Source organism: Parabacteroides sp. Y3-G-102 (genome assembly GCF_023656845.1).
Lineage (GTDB): Bacteria > Bacteroidota > Bacteroidia > Bacteroidales > Tannerellaceae > Parabacteroides > Parabacteroides distasonis.
The window spans coordinates 31,058-51,950 of record NZ_JAMOKU010000020.1; the positions used below are offsets into that span (position 1 = coordinate 31,058).

At 45.8% G+C, this 20,893-nt stretch carries 17 protein-coding genes; 1 reads left to right on the plus strand and 16 read right to left on the minus strand.

The genetic code is table 11. The annotated features are described in order from the left end of the window. Positions 1-3: 3 nt before the first annotated feature. Genes NBH16_RS11710 through NBH16_RS11730 form a run of 5 tightly spaced genes read right to left on the minus strand, consistent with a single transcriptional unit; the run spans position 4 to position 5,080 of the window. Positions 4-1,128 (minus strand): glycosyltransferase family 4 protein, encoded by a 1,125-nt coding sequence (locus NBH16_RS11710; RefSeq protein WP_005864096.1) that lies wholly within the window; start codon positions 1,126-1,128, stop codon positions 4-6. Then, complete coding sequence (locus NBH16_RS11715; protein ID WP_005864095.1) at positions 1,125-2,045, minus strand: glycosyltransferase family 2 protein; 921 nt, start codon at positions 2,043-2,045, stop codon at positions 1,125-1,127. The genes NBH16_RS11710 and NBH16_RS11715 overlap by 4 nt, the downstream gene beginning before the upstream one ends. 18 nt (positions 2,046-2,063) lie before the next feature. Next, the gene (locus NBH16_RS11720) at positions 2,064-2,792 is read right to left on the minus strand and encodes a glycosyltransferase family 2 protein (protein ID WP_005864094.1); all 729 of its coding nucleotides are present in this window, start codon (positions 2,790-2,792) and stop codon (positions 2,064-2,066) included. 5 nt (positions 2,793-2,797) lie between these two features. Beyond that, complete coding sequence (locus NBH16_RS11725) at positions 2,798-3,610, minus strand: DUF268 domain-containing protein (protein ID WP_005864093.1); 813 nt, start codon at positions 3,608-3,610, stop codon at positions 2,798-2,800. Between the two features lie 27 nt (positions 3,611-3,637). After that, entirely contained in the window at positions 3,638-5,080 is a 1,443-nt protein-coding gene (locus NBH16_RS11730; protein ID WP_005864092.1) for a lipopolysaccharide biosynthesis protein, read from the minus strand. A gap of 455 nt (positions 5,081-5,535) precedes the next feature. Between NBH16_RS11730 and NBH16_RS11735 the strand changes: the two genes are divergently transcribed. Next, the gene (locus NBH16_RS11735; RefSeq protein WP_005864090.1) at positions 5,536-5,979 is read left to right on the plus strand and encodes an HU family DNA-binding protein; all 444 of its coding nucleotides are present in this window, start codon (positions 5,536-5,538) and stop codon (positions 5,977-5,979) included. Positions 5,980-6,173: 194 nt separating this feature from the next. On the opposite strand, the gene NBH16_RS11740 is transcribed toward NBH16_RS11735, so the two are convergent. The 11 genes from NBH16_RS11740 to NBH16_RS11790 form a co-directional block, all read right to left on the minus strand. Further along, the gene (locus tag NBH16_RS11740) at positions 6,174-7,193 is read right to left on the minus strand and encodes a Gfo/Idh/MocA family protein (RefSeq protein ID WP_250788593.1); all 1,020 of its coding nucleotides are present in this window, start codon (positions 7,191-7,193) and stop codon (positions 6,174-6,176) included. After that, complete coding sequence (locus NBH16_RS11745; protein ID WP_008778791.1) at positions 7,190-8,320, minus strand: DegT/DnrJ/EryC1/StrS family aminotransferase; 1,131 nt, start codon at positions 8,318-8,320, stop codon at positions 7,190-7,192. The genes NBH16_RS11740 and NBH16_RS11745 overlap by 4 nt, the downstream gene beginning before the upstream one ends. A gap of 72 nt (positions 8,321-8,392) precedes the next feature. Continuing rightward, positions 8,393-10,432: a methionine--tRNA ligase gene (metG, locus tag NBH16_RS11750; protein ID WP_005864084.1), complete on the minus strand. Its 2,040-nt coding sequence runs from the start codon at positions 10,430-10,432 to the stop codon at positions 8,393-8,395. A 388-nt stretch (positions 10,433-10,820) separates the two neighbouring features. Further along, positions 10,821-11,612, minus strand: coding sequence for a DUF4493 domain-containing protein (locus NBH16_RS11755; protein WP_250788595.1), 792 nt, complete (start codon positions 11,610-11,612; stop codon positions 10,821-10,823). After that, positions 11,605-13,371, minus strand: a complete 1,767-nt coding sequence (locus NBH16_RS11760; protein ID WP_005864080.1) for a DUF4493 domain-containing protein — start codon at positions 13,369-13,371, stop codon at positions 11,605-11,607. The genes NBH16_RS11755 and NBH16_RS11760 overlap by 8 nt, the downstream gene beginning before the upstream one ends. Before the next feature lie 18 nt (positions 13,372-13,389). Next, a complete protein-coding gene (locus NBH16_RS11765) occupies positions 13,390-15,054 on the minus strand; it encodes a PCMD domain-containing protein (protein ID WP_005864077.1) in 1,665 nt (554 codons plus the stop codon). An 18-nt stretch (positions 15,055-15,072) separates the two neighbouring features. After that, positions 15,073-15,828, minus strand: a complete 756-nt coding sequence (locus NBH16_RS11770; protein WP_121962192.1) for a hypothetical protein — start codon at positions 15,826-15,828, stop codon at positions 15,073-15,075. 14 nt (positions 15,829-15,842) lie between these two features. Further along, positions 15,843-16,682: a DUF6261 family protein gene (locus NBH16_RS11775; protein WP_121962193.1), complete on the minus strand. Its 840-nt coding sequence runs from the start codon at positions 16,680-16,682 to the stop codon at positions 15,843-15,845. A gap of 244 nt (positions 16,683-16,926) precedes the next feature. Next, positions 16,927-18,672, minus strand: a complete 1,746-nt coding sequence (locus NBH16_RS11780; RefSeq protein ID WP_250788597.1) for a DUF4493 domain-containing protein — start codon at positions 18,670-18,672, stop codon at positions 16,927-16,929. 16 nt (positions 18,673-18,688) lie between these two features. Beyond that, positions 18,689-19,993, minus strand: a complete 1,305-nt coding sequence (locus NBH16_RS11785) for a DUF4493 domain-containing protein (protein ID WP_250788598.1) — start codon at positions 19,991-19,993, stop codon at positions 18,689-18,691. A 60-nt stretch (positions 19,994-20,053) separates the two neighbouring features. After that, a complete protein-coding gene (locus NBH16_RS11790) occupies positions 20,054-20,878 on the minus strand; it encodes a DUF4493 domain-containing protein (RefSeq protein WP_005864068.1) in 825 nt (274 codons plus the stop codon). Positions 20,879-20,893: the final 15 nt, after the last annotated feature.

A 20,893-nucleotide genomic window follows, 5' to 3' on the forward strand; every position in this document is an offset into this window, starting at 1 on the left:
TCCTTAATTTATTATAGAATTTAACTGATTGAATAAAGATGTTATATACTGATCATAACTATGATACATATTATTCTCTTTAAGCAAGACATCCTTAACTCCCTCACAATGCCTTATGCTAAACAAGAGTTTTTCCCCTAACTCAGTATTTGAGTCAGGATCAAACAAGTCACCATTCCTATGGGGCTTTATCAAACAAGCCGATCCTGCCGCAGAAGAACATAACGTATAGCAACCTGCCAACAAAGCCTCATTAATAACAGTCCCAAAAGGCTCATAGATACTAGGTAACACGAATATCTGAGCTATATTGTAATAAGCGAACAGATCCAGCCCTTCTTGTTTCCCGACAAATTGAACAGAATGCATATATATATATCCCCGTATCTGCCGTTTTAATTCGGCTTGCAACTCACCATCCCCAACTATAAACAACCGAGCTTCCGGACTTTTTCCTATTACATCATGAAATGCTTTTAATAAGAGAGATACATTTTTCACTTCTACCAAACGTCCAACATACAATATAACCTTTTTCCCTATCAGATCATACTTCTTTGTTAAAGATACAGATAAAGGAAGAGCTTGCTTCAAACGCTCACGAAAAATGGCATCAGATTGAATTATAGGGAAATAACAGTATTTCGCCTTGTATTTCAAAGAAGTACCATACCATTCCATGGATTTCGGATCCGCCAAAATTACCGCTGATAGAATATGCAACATCACATAACGCATAATTCGTTTCACCCAACTAGCATTTTGAGCCATTTTCACATTATCATCACAGACCGTAACAATCTTCAGGCGCCAATTAACCAATATCTTAAACAAACATACCAACAACCCAAGCAAGTTATACTCAGAAATGAAAACAACATCAGCCTTATTTTTCCACAATATAGATAAAACATCAAATCGCAAGTTCTTAATACCCAGAAAGCCTGGGCTCAGGTACTTTGGAATAAAAGATAAATATTCTTGAAGTCGCTTTTGATCGAACGTTTGTTCCAACGCGTTGTCAAACTCAAAATAGAACTTTGCATCAAATATCTCATCTATCGAGTTAAAAAAATCAACTCGGTAAGGAGCGATCGCCGGATGGAAAACGATAAGTTTCTTTTTCATATCAAAAAATGTTTTATCTTCGTTGAATGCCAGACCTCCCTATTTGTTTCCAACTTCATCCTCCAATAAGAACGTCTTTCCTTATTGCTTAACAAAAGGAATTGAAAAAGACGAATATAACTTTTCAGCTGGGTAATAGCAAAGATCAATCGGCAGCCAAAAATACCATAAACCTTTCGAAAATAGATGTATTGCCCCTCATATAAAAAATAAAGACGAGATTGCTTTATATAAGAAGCACGTCCCTCCAAGTGCGTAATTTGAGCAGAGGGAACAGAATAAATAGAAAAACCAGCCCGGGTAATACGGTTGCATAATTCCGTCTCTTCATAATTCATGAAAAATTCAGGAGAGAAACCACCGACCTTCAACAATACCGATTTTCGAACCATCAAATCAGCTCCTATAATAGACGCAACAGGAATGGGCTTACCTTCCTTATTGAAATACACTGACCGAGGAAAGGACAAACAAATCGGAGAGATATATAAAATAGATAGAAACTCCCATATAAAAGAGGGGAAACTCCTGCTAAAAGAAGTCGTAGGAAGCCCTCGCTCATCATATAGATTTCCACCACAAGCCCCAACATCAGGGTGCTCTATCAAATACGCATACAATTTATCGATCGCATCATTTCTCAATATGGTATCCGGGTTCAAAAACAAGATACAATCACCTGACGCATATGTCATGCCCAAATTATTCGCACGTCCAAATCCCATGTTTTCATCAGCTTGTACACATATCACTTCCGGATATTGTTTTTGTATTAACTCCAATGAACCATCACCAGAGGCGTTATCTACAACGATAATCTCATAATCAACATCTTCCGTTTTTTCTTTCACCGACTTAATACTATCCAATATTAATCGCGCAGTCTTATAATTCACATAGACGATAGAAATATTCATTTTAACATAGAATTACCATTACAACTTTCGCAAATATTTTCGTATGCGCAAGTGCTTCTTACACAAATAGTACATATAATAAAAAAATCCCAAGCCATTTAGAATCAATCGACCTCTATCTCTTAACATCACTATATCATGTTCTTTAGAGCTAAGGCCATCCATTCTGAAAACAGATACAATATCTTTCAAATATACAAATTTGAATCGTTTAGCAAACAAATTAATATTATATGCATAGTCTGAGAAGAGCCTATATTTCAAGTCATAAGAATAATTTTTATAAGCGGCCTTAGGATAAAAAATAGATTGATGGCAGATATTAGTACTACAAATCGTATAAGCAGAATATGGACCACCATAAATATACGATCGCCTTTGCGTCGGATCAACAAATAAAGCATCGCCATAATAAACAGCCTTCGGATCTCGTACACTCCTCATAGCATTCTCCACCGTAAACTCAGCCACAAATTTATCTCCCGCATTCATGAATATCAAAAAATCTCCCGTAGCCATGGACAATGCTTTATTCATCGCATCATAAACGCCATGGTCTTTCTCTACTAATAGCTTGGATATACGTTCTTTATAAGTTTTGACAATATCAATTGTCCCATCAGTGCTATCACCATCAATCAATATATACTCTATCAAAGGATAAGTTTGTGACAATACACTCTCAATCGTACCTTGAATCTCTTTCTTTGCGTTTAAAGAAACAGTGACAATACTTACTTTGAACATTCTATTTATTTTTTTATCAAATCAAAAATAGCACAGCCGAAATGACAACCACAGTTTGCCTCTATTAACTCTTGCGTCAACTTCACTTCTTTATGGAAAGAATTACTATCATCCACATATGAGAAAGTACGAATGTCGAAAAATGGGGTAATCATTTCCAATAAAAACTTCAATGAAAACACACGATGCGCATGAAACTCTATGCGCTGTTCTCCCATAGGTACCGAAAAATAGAACCGTCCCCCCGTATCTAGCAAGTTTGTGATATTCTTAAAACCGATAAAATAACCATCATAACAAATTGGATCTCCATAGCGTCCTAAACCAAAATGTTCCAACGCATGTAAGCAAGATACAGAATCAACGGGTCCAAGCTGCAGACCACCTGCCCGCATTAAATCTGCTTGGTGGAAAACTACATTTGGAATATTATCCTGCATTGGCCTTATATCAAGGACCTCTATTTCCCGAAATGATGCAACATGAGCAACAAAACCATCTATACGACTTCCAATATCCACATGACGATTAGGGTTATTATTCTTTACACAATTCGCCACATACAAGTCTTGAAAAAAATAATGGAAACTTAGAGAGCCGGCATTTTCTTCTTGATCGCTATAGCAAGGATACAAACATGTAACCGGGAACAATTCAGAAATATCCGAATATTGAGATTTTAATACCTTTAAATCTGCTTTTAATCTTTTGTATTTATTAAAAGACATTCGCCCTGACATCAAGGTAACCCCTAAATACAAATAAGAATAAAAATTAATCTTATTCTTACAAACACTTAATATCTTTCTCACGTTCATACTTTTCATATTCTAAAAACAAAATTTCTAAGACTCTTTATTCCTCAAAAAGGACAAGCTTTCTTTCAATATAGCGCAATTAGCCAACCACAATAGCGTTATATATATACTCCCCATCAACAAGACCCTCCCGATAAACAATAAATAAACAGAATGGATAGCAGCAGTCAACAACCAAGCACTCCCCAAGGACAAAGCCGTGATTACCGCATATGGAAACACATCAAACACAATGTCTTTCAGGCTAATTCCAATAAGCTTATAGGCTTGATAATGCCAATAGAACAGGCTTACAACATAAGTCGAAATATAAGCCTTTATCATGGTCTCAATTCCTAAGGGGGATGTAAAATAAAGAAGTAACAATTGAATAACTCCTTGGCTAACATTCCCTAGCAGATAAATATTTGATTTACCATATGAGATCAACAATTGTGTATATAATAGCCAAATGGGCAAAATCGTTCCTAGTAAACAAAACAATTGTAAGAAAGAGACACTTGGCATCCATTTTTCCCCAATTGTGATTAAAATAAACTCTTTAGCGACAAACGCCAAACCGATCATACAAGGAAAAGACAAAAAAACCGCAAACCGAACCATTTTCCGGAAAATATAGCATTGTCTCTGTCTCTCCTCTCGTACCTGCACCAATACTGGCTGAGCTACTGAATTGACCATACCACAAAGAATAGTATTTCCCATCAACATCCATTTATAGCCTTGAGAATAATATCCAACCCAAGTTGCGTTAAACAGCCTTCCTAATAAAACAGAGAAAAAATTATTATTGATTTGTTGGAAAATATTCGTAAGAAATATTTTTACACTAAAAGAGAACATATCTCTTAATGGACGAAAATCGAACTCTAAGGAAGGACGCCAAGGCGCTATCACACATTTTAACACAGAGCTGACACTAACATACACGACGCTTTGAAAGACCAAAGCCCAATAAGCCCACCCTTTTAAGGCAAAAACAATACCAATCAAACCAGATAGAACGAGTGCCGTAATATCAATCTTAGCTTGTTCCTTGACCATCAACTTTTTAAACATCACAGTAAAAGCGACAGTCCCGATCCCAGAGAAAAAGAAACCAACGAACAATACCCTTGACAAAGAAATCAGTTCCGAACGATTGTAAAAACGAGCAATTAAAGGAGCACTGAAGAATAAAACCACATACAAGAGGAGGCCAACAAAACAAGAAAACCAAAATACAGCATTATAATCTTTATGTGTGACATCCTGTTTATTAGTTAAAGCCACCGTAAACCCACTATTTATAATCGTATTAGCAATTCCTGTAAATATCGCCAACATCCCTACCAACCCATAATCCTCCGCATTAAGAATCCGAGCCAGATAAATACCAAACAACATCCCCAGCAACTGCTGCACCCCATTGCTGACCCCTCCCCAGAAGAGCCCTTTCGCTGTCTTATCTTTTAGTGATTGTTCTGCCATTTGATATTTACGGTAAAAGTGCCACAAAGATAAACATTTACTCTTGGGTAACGGGCAAAACCCGGAAGCTTTTCATACTTTATGTATAAAATAACAAATAGTACGTATGGAAATATGAATTAGTATCAATAGAAAACACCAATTAGTATCAATAGAAATCCGGATTTCTATTGATACTAATTAAAAAGTCTCGCACCTACTAGATATAATAAACTAATAATCAGAAATATACAAAACAGGCCCATTCTAATATAGCTTATTGTACATTTTTACATTTTACTAGTCTTGCGAACTAAAGGATGCGAAACAGGCACTCGTAGACTAATAGGCACATACACGGACATTGACAGACATAAACCGACACTGGCCGATTTGCCTCATACGGCTTACGATACCTTTGTCATGTTTTAGAAAACAAGGTAATTCATTTAATCATCTTTTAAAATTTAGAAATTATGGCAGTAAAGTACAGATTGATCGAGAGAAAGAACTTGGGTAACGACAAGACAGAAACACCCAAGAAACAGTATGCGCAAGTGGTCTATGGGGATCTCGTAGAGTTCGAGACTTTCCTTGAGGAAGTGGCAGATGGAAGTGGAGTAGGCTCCGCCCAAGTCAAGGCGGTACTCGACCGTATCAATATCGTGTTGAAACGAAATCTCTCGCAAGGGCGCAGGGTGAATGTAGGCGAATTGGGTAATTTCCGTTTTGGGGTAGGCTCTACGGGAGCCCCTACCACCGAGGAATTTACCACCAGTTTGATCAAAGAACCTAAAGTTGTCTTTAGCCCCGGAAAGGCCTTGAGAATAGCTAAGAAACTCACTAATTTCGAGAAAAAGGAACTCTCCGAACCGCAAAGCGGGGGTAGCCAAGACAGCGAAAGCCCTGACGAGATCTAAAATCTCAATCTCTATTCGCGGTGGATTTATGCTTTCAATACGTAAATCCACCGTATTGTTTCCAATATAAAACAAAAAGCAAGCGGATGCGTTCCTACATCTTAAACGTATGATGATTATCACCCGAGACGAGAAACGAACCATCCAAGTCCAAGAGAGAACGATCGAGGTAGTCCCTATCTGGGAATGGATTCTCAAGCCTTCCCCGCATAAATCCTCCGTATAATATCCACCACCTTCATACCTTCCAAGACGTTAGTCGTTATGATCTCGCCGGGGGCGCCGGAAAGGACATTGACTACGTTACGGATCACGAAGTTGTGGTTTTGGGCGGAGCCTTTGTAAGGGCCATAATCATTGCCGGGGTTGGTAGGGGCCAATTCCGGCATTTCATGCCCCTTGATATGGCAATATTCTACCTCATTCATATATTGACCGCCGATTTTCACGCTGCCATTCTCAGCCACGATCAGCATGCTGCTTTCCAGATTCTTGTCCCATACCGCCGTAGAGTAGCTCAAACTACCCATTCCACCGTTCACGAAATTAAAATTCACGAAACCGGAATCCTCAAAGGCGGTCAGTTTCTCGTGGTTGAAGTCGGCGAAACGGGTCTGGATATTACAGATATCCCCGAATAACCAGTACATAATGTCGATGAAATGGGAGAATTGGGTGAATAAGGTACCACCATCCAAGGCAGCGTCGCCATGCCATCCTCCGGGTTTATAGTAGCGTTCGTCACGGTTCCAGTAGCAATTCAGCTGCACCATATAAATCTGGCCTAATTTTCCGGACTCAACCATCTCCTTGATCCAGACCGAAGGCGGGGAATATCGGTTTTGCATCACGCAAAATACCTGCTTACGGAATCTCAGCGAGGTATAAACCACTTTCTCGGCATCCGCCAAGGTCAAGGCCATAGGCTTTTCTATGACCACATGATGTCCGCTTTCTATCGCTTGGATCGCCATCTCGGCATGTAAACCGTTGGGTGTACAAATATTCACCACATCTATATCCAATCCCAAACGGAATAGTTCATCTATATTCCGGGCGAAAGGGACCGCATAAGCCTCGATCCCCAGCTCCTCTTTCGGACGGATATCACACAAAGCGACCAACTCCGCCCTTTCATCCCGGGTAATCATCTCGGCATGACGCTTACCTATATGACCACAGCCGATCACGGCGAAACGTATCTTCTTATTCATAAAACACTCTTTATAGATTCTATAATATAAGCCTGCTCCTCTTCTGTCATCTCCGTATGAATCGGCAAGGATAATACGGATCGGCTCAAGCGAGAAGCGACATTCAAATCCCCGGAAATCCGGCATCGACCCCTCATCACCTCCTGCTCCTGCAAAGGCAATGGATAATAAATCATAGAAGGAATACCTCGTTCTTTTAACGCTGCTTGTACTTGATCCCTCTTTTCTACAGCTAGCTGTACCGTATATTGATGATAGACATGCGATGAAAAGACTGATTTTAGCGGTTTGCGTACAGTTTTCAATCCGGAAAAGGCAGCATCGTATCTAGCAGCCACTTTACAACGAGCGGCGGCAAATTCATCCAAATACCGAAGCTTAACATCTAAGACAGCGGCCTGCAAGGTATCCAAACGGGAGTTGCAGCCCACCAAAGAATGATGATATTTCATCTTTTGCCCATGATTGGCGATCATTCGCAGGCGTTCGGCCAATCGCACGTCGGAAGTAAACATCGCCCCACCATCTCCATAACAAGCCAACGGTTTCGAGGGGAAGAAAGAGGTCGTACCTATAGAGGCGATCGTACCGGCTTTCTTTACCGTTCCATCCGAGAAGGTATAATTAGCACCGATGGATTGGGCATTATCCTCGATCACATATAAATTATGGCGGCCAGCGATACTCAAGATCGATTCCATATCACAACACTGGCCAAAAAGATGAACCGCGATAATAGCTCTCGTCTTTTCAGACAGGGCATCTTCTATCTTTTCCGGGTCTATATTGAATGTACCGGGATCTACATCCACTAATACCGGCACTAGGCCAAGAGCCAAAGCAACCTCAGCCGCAGCGATATATGTAAAAGCAGGAACGATCACCTCATCGCCCGAATGTAAGTCTAATGCCATCAAGGAGATTTGCAAGGCATCCGTACCGTTGCCGCACGGGATCACATAAGGAACACCTAAATAATCTGATAAATGGTTACAAAATCCCTTCACCTGAGGGCCATTGATAAAGGCACAAGCATTTATCACCGTTTGCATGGCAGGATCGATCTCACTACGCAAACGTTCATACTGCTTCCGCAGATCTACCATCTGTATCTGTTTCTCAAGCATCTTATCCATTCAAAAAATAGGGCTATCCCGTCGTTAAAACGGAATAGCCCCCTCATTATTGCGTTTATCTTATTATTTCACCTCGCTACCCGGTTTCACCTCTTTCTCCGGGGTGATAACGGCCAGCTTTCCATCGAAATTCTCGGCGGAGAGAATCATGCCCTCGGAAACAATACCTTTCAGCTTACGGGGAGCTAAGTTAGCGATAAAGCAAACTTGCTTGCCTACCAATTCCTCGGGTTTATAATGCTGGGCGATGCCCGATACGATCGTGCGTTTCTCCAGGCCATCGTCTATACGGAACTGAAGCAGCTTATCCGCTTTCGGAACCTTCACGCATTCCAGCACCGTACCCACACGGATATCCAGTTTCATGAAATCATCGAACTCAATATTCTCACGGATCGGTTTCGCCTTATAATTCGCTTCCTCATTCGCTTTCTTCGTATCCAATAATTTCTGCACTTGGGCCTCGATCACGCTATCCTCTATCTTCTCGAACAACAACTCTGCCTTGCCCAATTGATGACCGGCCTCCAATAGATCCGTAGCACCTAGGCGATTCCATCCCAACGGCTCTACATTCAGCATCTTATTCAGTTTCTCCATGCTAAACGGCAAGAACGGCTCAAAAGCGATCGCCAGATTAGCCGTAATCTGCAAAGCGATGTTCATGATCGTAGCGACACGAGGCATATCCGTCTTTGCCAACTTCCAAGGCTCCATATCAGCGAGATACTTATTTCCGATACGGGCTAGGTTCATCGCCTCTTTCTGAGCGTCACGGAAGTGGTAGGTATCCAACAGACGTTCCACGTTCTCTTTCACATCCGCGAAATCCTTCAAGGTCTGACGATCGTAATCCGTCAACTCGCCAGCCGCCGGCACCTTACCCTCGAAATACTTATCCGTAAGGACTAACGCACGATTCACGAAGTTCCCTAAGATAGCGACCAACTCGTTATTATTACGAGCCTGAAAATCTTTCCATGTGAAATCATTATCCTTTGTCTCTGGCGCATTGGCCGTCAAGACATAGCGCAACACGTCTTGCTTGCCCGGCATATCCACCAGATACTCGTTCAACCAAACCGCCCAGTTGCGGGAAGTAGAGATCTTGTCGCCCTCCAAGTTCAAGAACTCGTTAGCGGGGACATTCTCCGGCAAGTTATAAGAACCTTCCGCTTTCAGCATGGAAGGGAACACGATACAATGGAACACGATATTATCTTTACCGATGAAATGGACCATTTTAGTCTCCGGATCCTTCCACCAAGTCTCCCAGCTATCCGGCAGCAACTCCTTCGTATTAGAGATATAACCGATCGGAGCGTCGAACCATACATACAGCACCTTTCCTTCCGCCCCTTCTACGGGAACAGGGATACCCCAATCCAAATCGCGACTCACCGCACGGGGTTGCAGACCCATATCCAGCCAACTCTTACACTGCCCGTAGACGTTCGGCTTCCATTCCTTATGATCCTCCAAGATCCATTTACGCAAGAATGGCTCCCACTTATCCAAAGGCAGATACCAATGCTTCGTCTCACGCATCACCGGCTTGCTGCCACTGATAGCGGATTTCGGATCTTTCAAATCCGTCGGGCTAAGGGAAGTACCGCAAGCCTCGCACTGGTCGCCATATGCCTTCTCGTTTCCACAATGCGGACAAGTACCCGTGATATAACGGTCGGCCAAGAATTGCTTCGCCTCCTCATCGTAGTATTGCTCGCTTGTTTTCTCGATGAATTCGCCTTTATCATACAATGTACGGAAAAAATCCGAGGCCATCTGATGATGCGTAGCGGAAGTAGTACGTGAATAGATATCAAACGTGATGCCGAACTCCTCGAACGATTTCTTGATAATACCGTGGTAACGATCCACCACATCCTGCGGTGTGATCCCCTCTTTCTTCGCTCTCAACGTAATGGGTACCCCATGCTCGTCCGAACCACCAATCATCAACACTTCCTCTCCCTTCAAACGAAGGTAACGGGCATAAATATCAGCAGGCACATACACCCCGGCCAAGTGTCCGATATGCACCGGTCCGTTCGCATACGGCAACGCCGTAGTAATCAGCGTTCTCTTAAAATGTTTTTCCATACCTTGTGTTCTCTTTTTGAGGGGCAAAGGTACGGAATAATTTGGTTAGACGAAAAAGAATAATTTCCTTTGTGAGTGAGTTTCCTCTTAATGAGGCTAGGAACTTTACCTCTAATAATAAATATATGGGAAGAAGACATAAAAACAAGGTATAAAAAAAGAGCTTACCGCTATTGGACATAAGGCGGAAGCTCTTGACATCATCGAAAAAGGTAATTTCTTCGACAAAAAGAAGATTATTATAATAAAGATCGAAGATAAGATTTACACGGCGGCTATTACGACTTCCGAGAAAGGGACTTTAATCTCATTTATTTAAATTTAAATTGAGAATATACATTTAAGCATTGAAAGATTGCACCCATCCTTCAATGCCCAAACATTCCGATTAGTCATAAGGATTGATAATCTCCGTGGAAGTCTTTTCATCGACTAGCGTACCATCCACCATAATTCCGATCGAGATTTTTGACTTGGATTCATCATCCAGTTTCACCGTAAGATGATAGCTATGCGAAGGCTCCAAAGTCAAAACGTTCGAATAGGTATGAGGTTCCTTCTCGCCGGACAAGGTGAGATTGATGGTATATTGCAAGGCCCTCCCCACCGCACCTACGTTGAAATAGGCGGTCTTGTAGCTATAGTTGTTCTTGTTGAAGGTAAAGCTACGGCTAGACACATCGACGGCGTACAGGGTGATAGCGTAATCCGAGAGGTTTTTCTTGATAAAATCGCTGAACTCGACATTTACCGAGGAGTTTGCCAAGACACATTTCAGCGTTACTTCCGTTGGCTCCACGGGTTTGACAGTAAACGAGGTATCTTTTGCCAGACGAGCCTGCCCCCAACCGCTATTGGTACGCTCTGCCTCACTCTCCGTGCAACTCTCTGCCGTAAGGAGATAGCCGGATCCCGCACTGCAAGTGATCGGCGAGCCGGCGATATCACCATATTTACGAGAAGAGAAGACCATCGTCTCGCCACGGGAAAGGCTCACGTTGAAATCCTTCACATCAAAGCCGGACAAAGCACGGGTAACAACTTCAACTTTCGAAGTATCGACTACAGATAGCCAGATCTCACCCAGCTCTTCTGTGAGTACCGGTTCCTCCTCGCTCGTGCAAGCGGAGAACGAGAAAAAGCATAGGACAGATAATAGGTATAGGATTCGCTTATTCATAATCATAATTCAATGTTACATTATCTATTTTGAGAACGCTGCCGACTACACGATCTTGATTGTAAGGACTAGTGGAGTATCCTCCTTCAACTTGCCGCATATTACCAATATCTGTATTTGTGCCAGATTGGAAAAAGATTCCAATATAAGCAGCCTTTGTAGTTGACTGTGTATAGGTAAAATTTAACGTTTCTTTCTTATAAACATCTTGAGTCATAGAATTAAATTCCTGAGTAGTCGCTATTTCCACATTATTGCTATCATATATTTTCGCATAAGCGATACACTGATCAGTAGAAGGTAGAGGAGCATATTTGTAATCAAAAGAAATACTCTTTGGACGTGCGGTATGCGCAATTCCTAACGAATAGGAATCACTATTTTTATCAAATGTCCCCGTAAATAAATACCCAACATACGCCGTTCCATTATCACGAGTATAAGAATAAACACTTGCTCGCTTCCAGCTACCACTTACATTACTATTATAAAAAGCCAATGTTGAAATCTCTGCCGCTTTTTCGCCATCTTTTTTATCTGTTGTAGACCAAGTTCCCGAACACCAGCGCCATCTTACACCATAACCTGATCCTTTATTCGAACCGAAAACACCTCCTGAGTTAGCATTCTCAGCCCCATTCGTTGTCTTTTCATTACGGGTATTCCAGTTTGTACAATAATCGCAATACATATCCGCATCCCAAGTTCCATTACCACTATGCAATTTCGTGCTACTCCACGCTTCCATATCCCCATTCGCTATCACTTGTGCGCTCTCCGTCGTCACCGTTTGAGTATTGCTGCTTAATACGCCTCCGAAGCGGGAGCGGATCGTATAGTTTTTGGATGGCTCCAAACCTTTGATTACATAGCGGCCATCAGAGGTCTTGTCCGAGGGGATCCAAGTCTCTCCATTATCGGCAGAAGCCTCGTACACAACATTGGCGATCACCTTATCGGCCATGTCAGCCTTATGAGCAGTCATGTTATCGGCTGTCATAGGCGTGATGTAGATGAACTTGCTCCATACATCGCCATCGCTTTGCGCGGGAAGGGTGAAGGCTGGAAGATCCGGATCGCATTGAACGATATAGCGTGTACGTCTCACTAAATCACTATAACTCCATGTATGCGTAACCGTCTCGCCTAATTTATTCTGGCCGGCAAGGATCAAGTTATAGGTCTTACCCTTACCCCCTGAGACGAAGAAGTCCTCACCGTTTGTCAATGTCTGTGAAGGCGTAACTCCCGAGCCGCCAGTCTCAGAGACAGTCAAGGTATAGAAATTATATTGTTCCACCAATTGATCCGCCATCTGAGGACGAATAACAGCACTCGCCAAAAAAGCCGTAAGGGAAACCGATTTCACCTCGCCCTCCACGATCGTTACCTTATCACTCTCGCCATAGAAATAAGGGACAGCGGACATGCCCGCCTCCCCGCCATAAGCCGCTTTTACCCGGTACTCGCCCACAGGCAGGAAACAGCCCGCCTCCACGCCCGGCGGCAGGGTCTTCACGGTCTCACCCGTAGCGGCACAGACGATCGTTATCGTAAAATCTGAGACGGTGGGAATCACGCCTTCCGCCAGCGAAGCCTTCGTCTGTACGTCGCTGACAGCAGATTCCACCTCGATCCCCGTGAGGAGCAAACGTCCCTCCCCCTTGCCACCATTACGGTCGATAACCTCATCGGCGCAACCCGCCACCATCCAGCAAAGGGTGGCCAAGGTCATTATCTGTCGTATCATCTTTCTCATATCCTATATCAATGCTTTTTATTCATAAACCAATTCCATCTCGTCTATCCAAAGGGTACTGCCTTCCCCCCCGATGAAGTAATCACCGTACTTGCTAGCCGCCGCCACGATGACGATATATTTGGGCGTACGATTCGTCGCACGATATTCCAAGGGTATCTCAACCTGCTTATAGCTCGTGGTAGACTGTCCGCTGATGAACTCGCCATAGGCGATGATATTACGGTCGTTCTTGTCGAAGACCTGCCGGACAGAGGGCTTGGTACGGATCTCGTAAGGTTCCGGCTTATCCGAGAGGGCGATATATATCTGGCAAGAGTCCGGACGGCCCCGAAGGTTTTCCAGACTGCCCACATCCTGCCCGATACGATTGATCGTGGTAGAGGTATATTTATATTGGAACTTGAGGGAGGTAGGGAATGAGGTGAACGGACGGCCCAATTGCAGCACGCCATTCGTGCCGTCCAACGCGAAATCGCCCGTGAAGATATTCCCGGCCCCCAGCTTGATCACGGCGTCCTTGGATTCCAGCAAGGCAGCTTTCCCTGACACGCTCTCGGTCGTAGGCGTCGTCAGATTACCGATGAAAGCCGCCGCACCCGGGTTGCCGGTTCCCCAGAAGGAGGTTCCACCCGAAGGCCACGGATTCCATTGCTTGCCGTCTTGCGACCAATCCTCGAAACCGCCATTTGTCAAAGCGATCTCACCGGCAGTGGTAAACGAGCCGCTGCCCGTTTGCGCATTGTCTACGCTGATGCGATAATCATAGGCTGTACCGCCCCGCAGCCCGCCGATCGTAGCGCTGAAAGAGGCACCCGAGGTCTTCACGTCTGCCGCCGTGCTCCACGCAGAAGCCGTCTGTTCCTTATATTCCACCACCGGGGTCTTGCCGCTTTGCACAGAGCCGGTAAGCGTGGCTTTCGTCACCATGGGGAAGACGCTCGACGAGGTAGAGGCACCGCCCTCGCTTTGCTCTATCACCACTTTCCATTCCTGCCATACCTCCTCGCCGGCACGAGCCGCATAAAAAGTCTGCGGATAGGTAAAGTCGCGCACGGTAGTAGGATCGGGCGTGACACGTCCATAGGCCCCACCAAGGTTAAGCGTACGAATTTTGATGTTGGAAAGATCCTGATCCGCACTCACGTAGATCACGGCGACACGGCTGACAGGATCTACCAAATGATCCACCATGCCGTCTACGTCTACCGTACGATCCACGATCTGGCGTACGGTAAGTGTCCATGGATTATCTTGGTAGGTACGGACGTTCAGCTCAAGCGGCGTGGAGAGGTCGAGCCGCGTATTGGCCGACAACGAGAGGCTATCAAGCGAGGCAAAATCATGAAAAGGGAATTTCTCCTTATCGTCGCATCGTGCGGAGTCCAGCTCGATCGTCGCGTCGCGCGGATCGAGGATGAGGCGCGTCAGTCTCAGCCGTGACACATCCACGGAGTCGTTCACATAGAGTGTCACGGTGCGAGCCGAGCGATCTATATCCACGCCGGAGGCTACCGTCCCGTCTTCCGAGGCACGCAGGCCCTCAGTCACGATCTCACTGATCGTTCCCTCCACCAGTGGGTAAGGAATATCGTTATCAATAGCGCACGAGGCCAGTCCCAACAAAGTTACCAGACCGGCCGCACGTAAATTCTCTTTAAACATCAATCGTTGAATCTTCATTAAATTATATTTTCTCCATTAAAGATAGAAGGTCATGCCTATGTTGATCGAGAAGAGGTTGATCTTGAAATTGCCGGAGGAGACACGCTGATGCCCCTCCTCTATCTGGTTCGTCTTTTGGTCGATCCACTTGAAATCGAAACCCATCACGCCAACCGATACCTCTACGGCCGACCAGTCGGTGATAAAAGCCGTCATCCCGGGAGCGATACCGATCTGCAGGTTCTGCGCCGTTTGGTAGGAGCCGTCGTAGGTGGCACCCGTACCGGTGGAATTCTTGCCCGTACCGTATCCATAGGTGAGGCGCGCCTCGTTGAACAGGCCGAATATCTTGCTGCGTCCGATAGGCATATAGGTGCGCAAGAAACCGGATACCTCGTACTTATGCTCCAGATAATAGAGGTTGTCGAGGCTGATGTTGAAATCCTCGCCGAGATTCAACTCGAAGTTCTTCAAGTCGAGGTAGTCGCGGTGATAGGCGAAACGCATGCCCGCGGAGATGTTGTTGCGGAAGAAGTAACCCACGTAGGGACTGACACCGAAGTTGTAGCCTTTTCCCTCCACGTTCTTCAAGACGAGGAAGTTCAGATTCCCCTCATCGTGCTCGGAGTAGGAAACAGTTCCTCCCGCCATCCACGTACCTTTCGGGATGAAGACGGTCTCTTGCACTTCTCGGTCGATGCGATTGATGGCTCTCTTGCCACGTTGGGCCCAAGTCTCCCCTACGCAAAGGGCGCAGAGGAGGGCCAGACAGATTAGTTTATTTATTCTCATTTTTCCTATTCTAGTCATATTTCATCGGGAGATTCGGAATCCCCTCCCCCACCGGGCTCCAGCGTGCCGGGTTCGGCGGGTCCAGAGGGCGTGCCCTTGGAACGTTGCTTGTAGGCGGTTCGTACCTGGGCGAAAAGATGAGTCGCGTCGCGAACAAATACGCGCGCCTCTTCCGAGGGTTGCAACAGGCTGGAGGCATTGGCCAGTGCGCACATATCGTCCAGCAGGTCTTGCGCCTCGGAGGACAGCTCCTTGGAGGTCACATTCTCTGTGCGTACCGATCTCGATTTGTCGCGTAGGGCGGCCAGCTCGGCATAGCGATCGTTGAGCCGTCGTAGCTCGGCGATGTAAGGTGCCAGTTGCAGAGTGACTACCGAGTCGGCGAACTCGGGCTTCGCTAGGTCGATAAGCAGGCCATTGATCACCTCCGTCTCCTGCGCTGTGGGCAGGTTGGCGAAGTCGCGGTAACCGCGCAAGGCGGGTTCCATCCGTTGGGCGGCGGTACGCTCGGCGGCAAGGGGCAGCTTGGCGTAATCGAGCACGCGGCGGACTATGTAGTTACCCGCCGTATCCCGATCGGCCTCCACTTGCTGCATTTCCGGGGTCTCCTCCGAGGAGGAGGCTTGCATCGTCAGTTCGGTCAGCTCATCGATAATGCCATTCATACGTGTCACCTGTCCGGCGGAAATGTTTAGCGCGGGCACTCCGCTATCGGCTAGCAACGAGATCTCGTCCGGCGATTCGGAATCGGAGCCGCTCGGCATCAGTTTCATGTAGCGTTTCAACAGACTTAGCTTCTCGGCCTTGTTCAAGTTACCTAACGACATCGGAGGAATCAATGTGAATGTACCCATAATTCGATTTTTTTTGAAGGTTATTATTCGTTTGTACCCGTTCGAAGGGTCGAAAAGCCCATTCCGGTTTCCAAAAATGGATTTTGAGGAGTCGAGAGCCGTTTTCCCGCTTCAGGAGGTGGATCTCGAGACCTCGAAATGTATTTTCTTGTCCCGGGAAAGCATCTCGAGCCCCCGAAAGGCATTTACCGGTCTTAGGAAATGGATTTCGAGGGGTCGAAACGGGTTTCGCGAATATAGGGAATTATTCCCAGATAGTAGGCGTTCCGTCATAAATGAGGGAAAGATCGTCTACATATAGGGTGCTTCCCGCACCTCCGGTCATGTAATCGCCGTATTTACTGGATGAGCAAACCACGATGATATGGGTGGGCTGATCCGTCAGGTTCTTATATTTCAACGGGATGTTGAACTCTACGTAGCCATCGCCCTCCGTAGCCGCCCCGGAAGGGAGCTCGCCGTAGGCGATGATGTTTTCATCATTCTTAAAATCGATGAAAGTACTTTGATTGCCATTATCAATCGTATAGGTCTTTTTCGCCAAAGCGATATAAATAGCGCACTGGTCGAGTGTCTGATCTTTTACAATAGTTACGCCTGCTGGAACATTCTTTACTAGATTTATCACATTAGACGTATATTTATAAAAACCTTTCAGCGCAATAGGCCGAGCGGTAAAGGATTGACCAAAATTGACGGTCGCAGTCTGAGTCCATATATTTGTTGAACCAAATGATCCCGTGTACAAACTGGCTGCGGCAAATATTCCCCCCATCAAATCCACCTTACCAGACTCCAGTTTAGCAGCCTTACCTCCTTGCGTATGAACAAAATCCGTGACGGCTTGTGTCGGGGTCAAACCACCCATCTTCGCGCCCTCGTTACTTGTATCCCAAAATTTGGAATCCGTGGCAGCATTAGGTGAGCTACCATCCCAGCCATCCAGGGATCCATTTTGTAAAGCAATCTCCGCCGCTGTAGTAAATTCTCCCGTAGCGACACTAATCTCTCCGTCTGTCAACCGATATTCGTAAGCCGTGGTGGAAGTCAATCCCGTCAAGGTAGCCGAGGCGGAAGAGGCCGCCGTATTAACCGTGGTCGCCACATCCATCCAAGTATCCGTATTCTTTGGACGATACTGGAACTTCAAGGATGAAAGCTCACCGGAATCAAGCGTTATGTCAGTAGCCGTCAGATAAGCGAGCTGGCTCCACGGGTTCGCGGACAAGGTAGCGCCGCTCTTTGCGTTCGGATCGATCGTGAAGTCGTATGTGTACTGGTTCATCGTAGGATCTATCGTTACGGTTATATTTCCTGTGCCGGTAGCCTGATTCTTAAAGTTCAAGATATAATGATCTTTCGCACTGACCTCCGAGATTTTTTGCTCCTTGGAGTTCGTTTTTCCGGCAGCGGTAGTGACCGTATAGGCCACCGTTAAGTCGGAAACCGGGAAATAGGCCACACTCGTACCTTTCGGGGCGAAATCCACCGGAGTGATCGAAGCGGTAGCGCTCTTCACCTGCACCTTGATAGAACCGTTGCCCAGTTTGTCCAAGAAAGCCTGCTCGAAAGCCACCGTCACCTTCACGTTCGCCAAGGAGCAAACCAAATTGGCTGTCGCTGTCTTGCCTTTCTCGATCGTCACCGTCGTCTTGCCCGTGTAATAGGCACGATCCGCTCCGGCATTGCCGTCCCATCCGTTGGAAACGGCCTCGATGGTATATTCTCCCTGTTTCAAGGAAATCTCTTTGCCGGACAACTCCGTATGGTCGTTCGTCTCATACTTGGTCACACCGGCGGCGTTCTTTATCACCACACGCATCTGCTTGGAATTGTACGTAGCGTCAGCCTTCGTGTTCACCTCCGCGCTTTGCTCCAAGGTCACACGCAAGTAGCCTTCGCTTCCCTGTGTGCTCAATTCATCACCTTGACAAGAATAGAAGAAAATACCGGTTAAAAGCAATAATATAAATTGATATGTTTGTCTCATACTTCTATTCCTCCTTTTACTTTACTATGATAGATAAAACGGTCTCGTCATTGACATTTCCATCATTATCTTCTAGACGGATCTTAAAGACATGGCCATTAGCAGAAGTTGTCGTTTGATAAATACTTACCGCTTGAAAGAATTCGCCTAAGGGGAATTGGTAAGAAGTAGCGCCAGCAGCAGGAGCTTTCAGATTAGGAGCGATCATCTTTATTAATGTCATTACCGGACTGCTATCAGTCGCACCGACAAACTCTACTCCCTTGCTAAAATCACAACCTTTCTCTATTAATTGTGGATCACTGATTACCGAGTCAAAGCCTGAATTACCTGCTTCTATAACCACTTTCATACTTTTCAGTCCGCTCTCACTCGTAATAGTGGCTATTGCCTCCGCTTTTTTATCCGTATCATCCGGTAGCGTATAAGTAGTTAGAGGTATTGAAACTTTTATAGCGGAAGGATCACTCGGATCCACCGGACCCTCCGGCTCATCATCGTCATCATCCACCACCGGCACGCCTACGGAATCCTCTATTCCATTCCACGTCACCTCAGCAGAGATCTCGATACCCTGCAAACCATTCGGATTTTCCGGATCATAAGTGCCCGGCTTCATCGTGATGGCCAACGCGTCGCCACCCAGCCAGTCGGAGCTCTCGGCCGAGGCGGGCTTCGTGATCACACGGCTCTCGCGTATATCCTTATTATCCTTATTCTTTCCCACGAAAGAGACTGTTATCTCCTTTACGCCCTCATCTAGCATCCAATAGAAAGCGGAGGGTTGCGCGAAAGCCTCCGTTCCAGAGTAGGTAAGCACCTTGCTCCGCGTACCGGCCTTCACCGTGATCGACCAGCTAGTAAAGGAAGTCTGCATTTCCGTGGAATAAACAAGCTGTATCTTCGTATTTTCCATCTTACAAGTAACGGTGACATCGGTAGCCTCACCTTTCTTCACGGCGAAAGAGGTGCTTCCACCATAGTAAGGATCTGTCTCTGTCGGACCGCCCGGCTTATGGGCATACATCGTGTAGCTGTCTACCGGAAGTTCCACGGAGGCATTCGTAGGATCGTAAGTAAGGGTTTTGTAAACGCCCGTGCTGTTACTGATCTCCACGATATATCCCGTGGCGCTCACCGATGGGATAGACTCTGGAGTTCCGGGGTTAGCATCGGCCTTGGTCTGCACGTCGTTGTTCTTCGCGTCTACAGCTACCCCAAGATTCAGCAAGCCCATCTCGGAGGAGCCATCCTCTTTCCCGAGGATCTCGTTCTTCATCTCGCAGGAAGCCAGCCCCATTACTAGAAGGCAACCTGCCATTATCGTATATTTTATATTCATCATTAAATTCGTTCTACTGGTTTTACATCCTAATAACTATTAGAGCCAATCGGAAGGGATCTCGATATCGATAGGCTTATCGTTCGTGGAATCATCGAAAGTAATCGTGATGCCTACCTTGCCGGTGGTATCCTCTACTTTCGGATTGACAGTGATTGTCCACATGCTGCCCCACTTCATCTCGCGGGTCAAGGTATTGACCTCGGCCTTCGTTCCATCTGCCTTCTTGGTAAACTGGAAAGTCGCCGTCACGTTCTCCCCGGCCTCGGCCAGCTTCACGTAAAGAGGATCCGTATCTCCCTTCGGCCAGATGATCGGACCGTTCTCACCTGCCGCTTGGGTAGAGAAATGAACGGCGTAATCAGAGAAATAAGTAGCCATCGTATCGCCAAATTTCACGACCAGCTTTCCGCAGGCCGGCTTACAAGCCACATTTACAGCCGCTACCTTATCGCTATTCACGTCGAATCGGCTAGAGCCATACATATAGATACCGTTACGGGTGGAGGCATTCACGTTAAACTCTTCCCCATCAGAAGCTACTACCGTGTAAGAGCCGTTGCTCAACTCGATCAAACCTGTGGGCCTTTCCGAGTATTTCCACTCACAGCCCGATACCACATGGCCTTGCGCATCCAAGATTTTCACCTTGTAATCCGCAAGGGGACGATCCGTCAGGTATGTACTCTCATCGACAGCTTTTGTCTTCGTATCAAAGACCGTCTCGGCGGCAAGGTCTAGTATTACCGCACCTTTTCCGCCCATAGCCTGCGAGCCTCCCTCCTCGGAGGAGCAAGCGCTCAACATTAGGCCTCCCGCCAAGGCACAGACCATTTTTACTAATAAAGTCCTCAATTTTCTCATGCAAAAATTTATTGA

Excerpts from the sequence above, each read along its gene's own strand:
- NBH16_RS11710 (WP_005864096.1), bottom strand. The coding sequence starts at position 1,128 with ATGAAAAAGAAACTTATCGTTTTCCATCCGGCGATCGCTCCTTACCGA.
- NBH16_RS11715 (WP_005864095.1), bottom strand. The coding sequence starts at position 2,045 with ATGAATATTTCTATCGTCTATGTGAATTATAAGACTGCGCGATTAATA.
- NBH16_RS11720 (WP_005864094.1), bottom strand. The coding sequence starts at position 2,792 with ATGTTCAAAGTAAGTATTGTCACTGTTTCTTTAAACGCAAAGAAAGAG.
- NBH16_RS11725 (WP_005864093.1), bottom strand. The coding sequence starts at position 3,610 with ATGAACGTGAGAAAGATATTAAGTGTTTGTAAGAATAAGATTAATTTT.
- NBH16_RS11730 (WP_005864092.1), bottom strand. The coding sequence starts at position 5,080 with ATGGCAGAACAATCACTAAAAGATAAGACAGCGAAAGGGCTCTTCTGG.
- NBH16_RS11735 (WP_005864090.1), top strand. The coding sequence starts at position 5,536 with ATGGCAGTAAAGTACAGATTGATCGAGAGAAAGAACTTGGGTAACGAC.
- NBH16_RS11740 (WP_250788593.1), bottom strand. The coding sequence starts at position 7,193 with ATGAATAAGAAGATACGTTTCGCCGTGATCGGCTGTGGTCATATAGGT.
- NBH16_RS11745 (WP_008778791.1), bottom strand. The coding sequence starts at position 8,320 with ATGCTTGAGAAACAGATACAGATGGTAGATCTGCGGAAGCAGTATGAA.
- metG (WP_005864084.1), bottom strand. The coding sequence starts at position 10,432 with ATGGAAAAACATTTTAAGAGAACGCTGATTACTACGGCGTTGCCGTAT.
- NBH16_RS11755 (WP_250788595.1), bottom strand. The coding sequence starts at position 11,612 with ATGAATAAGCGAATCCTATACCTATTATCTGTCCTATGCTTTTTCTCG.
- NBH16_RS11760 (WP_005864080.1), bottom strand. The coding sequence starts at position 13,371 with ATGAGAAAGATGATACGACAGATAATGACCTTGGCCACCCTTTGCTGG.
- NBH16_RS11765 (WP_005864077.1), bottom strand. The coding sequence starts at position 15,054 with ATGAAGATTCAACGATTGATGTTTAAAGAGAATTTACGTGCGGCCGGT.
- NBH16_RS11770 (WP_121962192.1), bottom strand. The coding sequence starts at position 15,828 with ATGAGAATAAATAAACTAATCTGTCTGGCCCTCCTCTGCGCCCTTTGC.
- NBH16_RS11775 (WP_121962193.1), bottom strand. The coding sequence starts at position 16,682 with ATGGGTACATTCACATTGATTCCTCCGATGTCGTTAGGTAACTTGAAC.
- NBH16_RS11780 (WP_250788597.1), bottom strand. The coding sequence starts at position 18,672 with ATGAGACAAACATATCAATTTATATTATTGCTTTTAACCGGTATTTTC.
- NBH16_RS11785 (WP_250788598.1), bottom strand. The coding sequence starts at position 19,993 with ATGGCAGGTTGCCTTCTAGTAATGGGGCTGGCTTCCTGCGAGATGAAG.
- NBH16_RS11790 (WP_005864068.1), bottom strand. The coding sequence starts at position 20,878 with ATGAGAAAATTGAGGACTTTATTAGTAAAAATGGTCTGTGCCTTGGCG.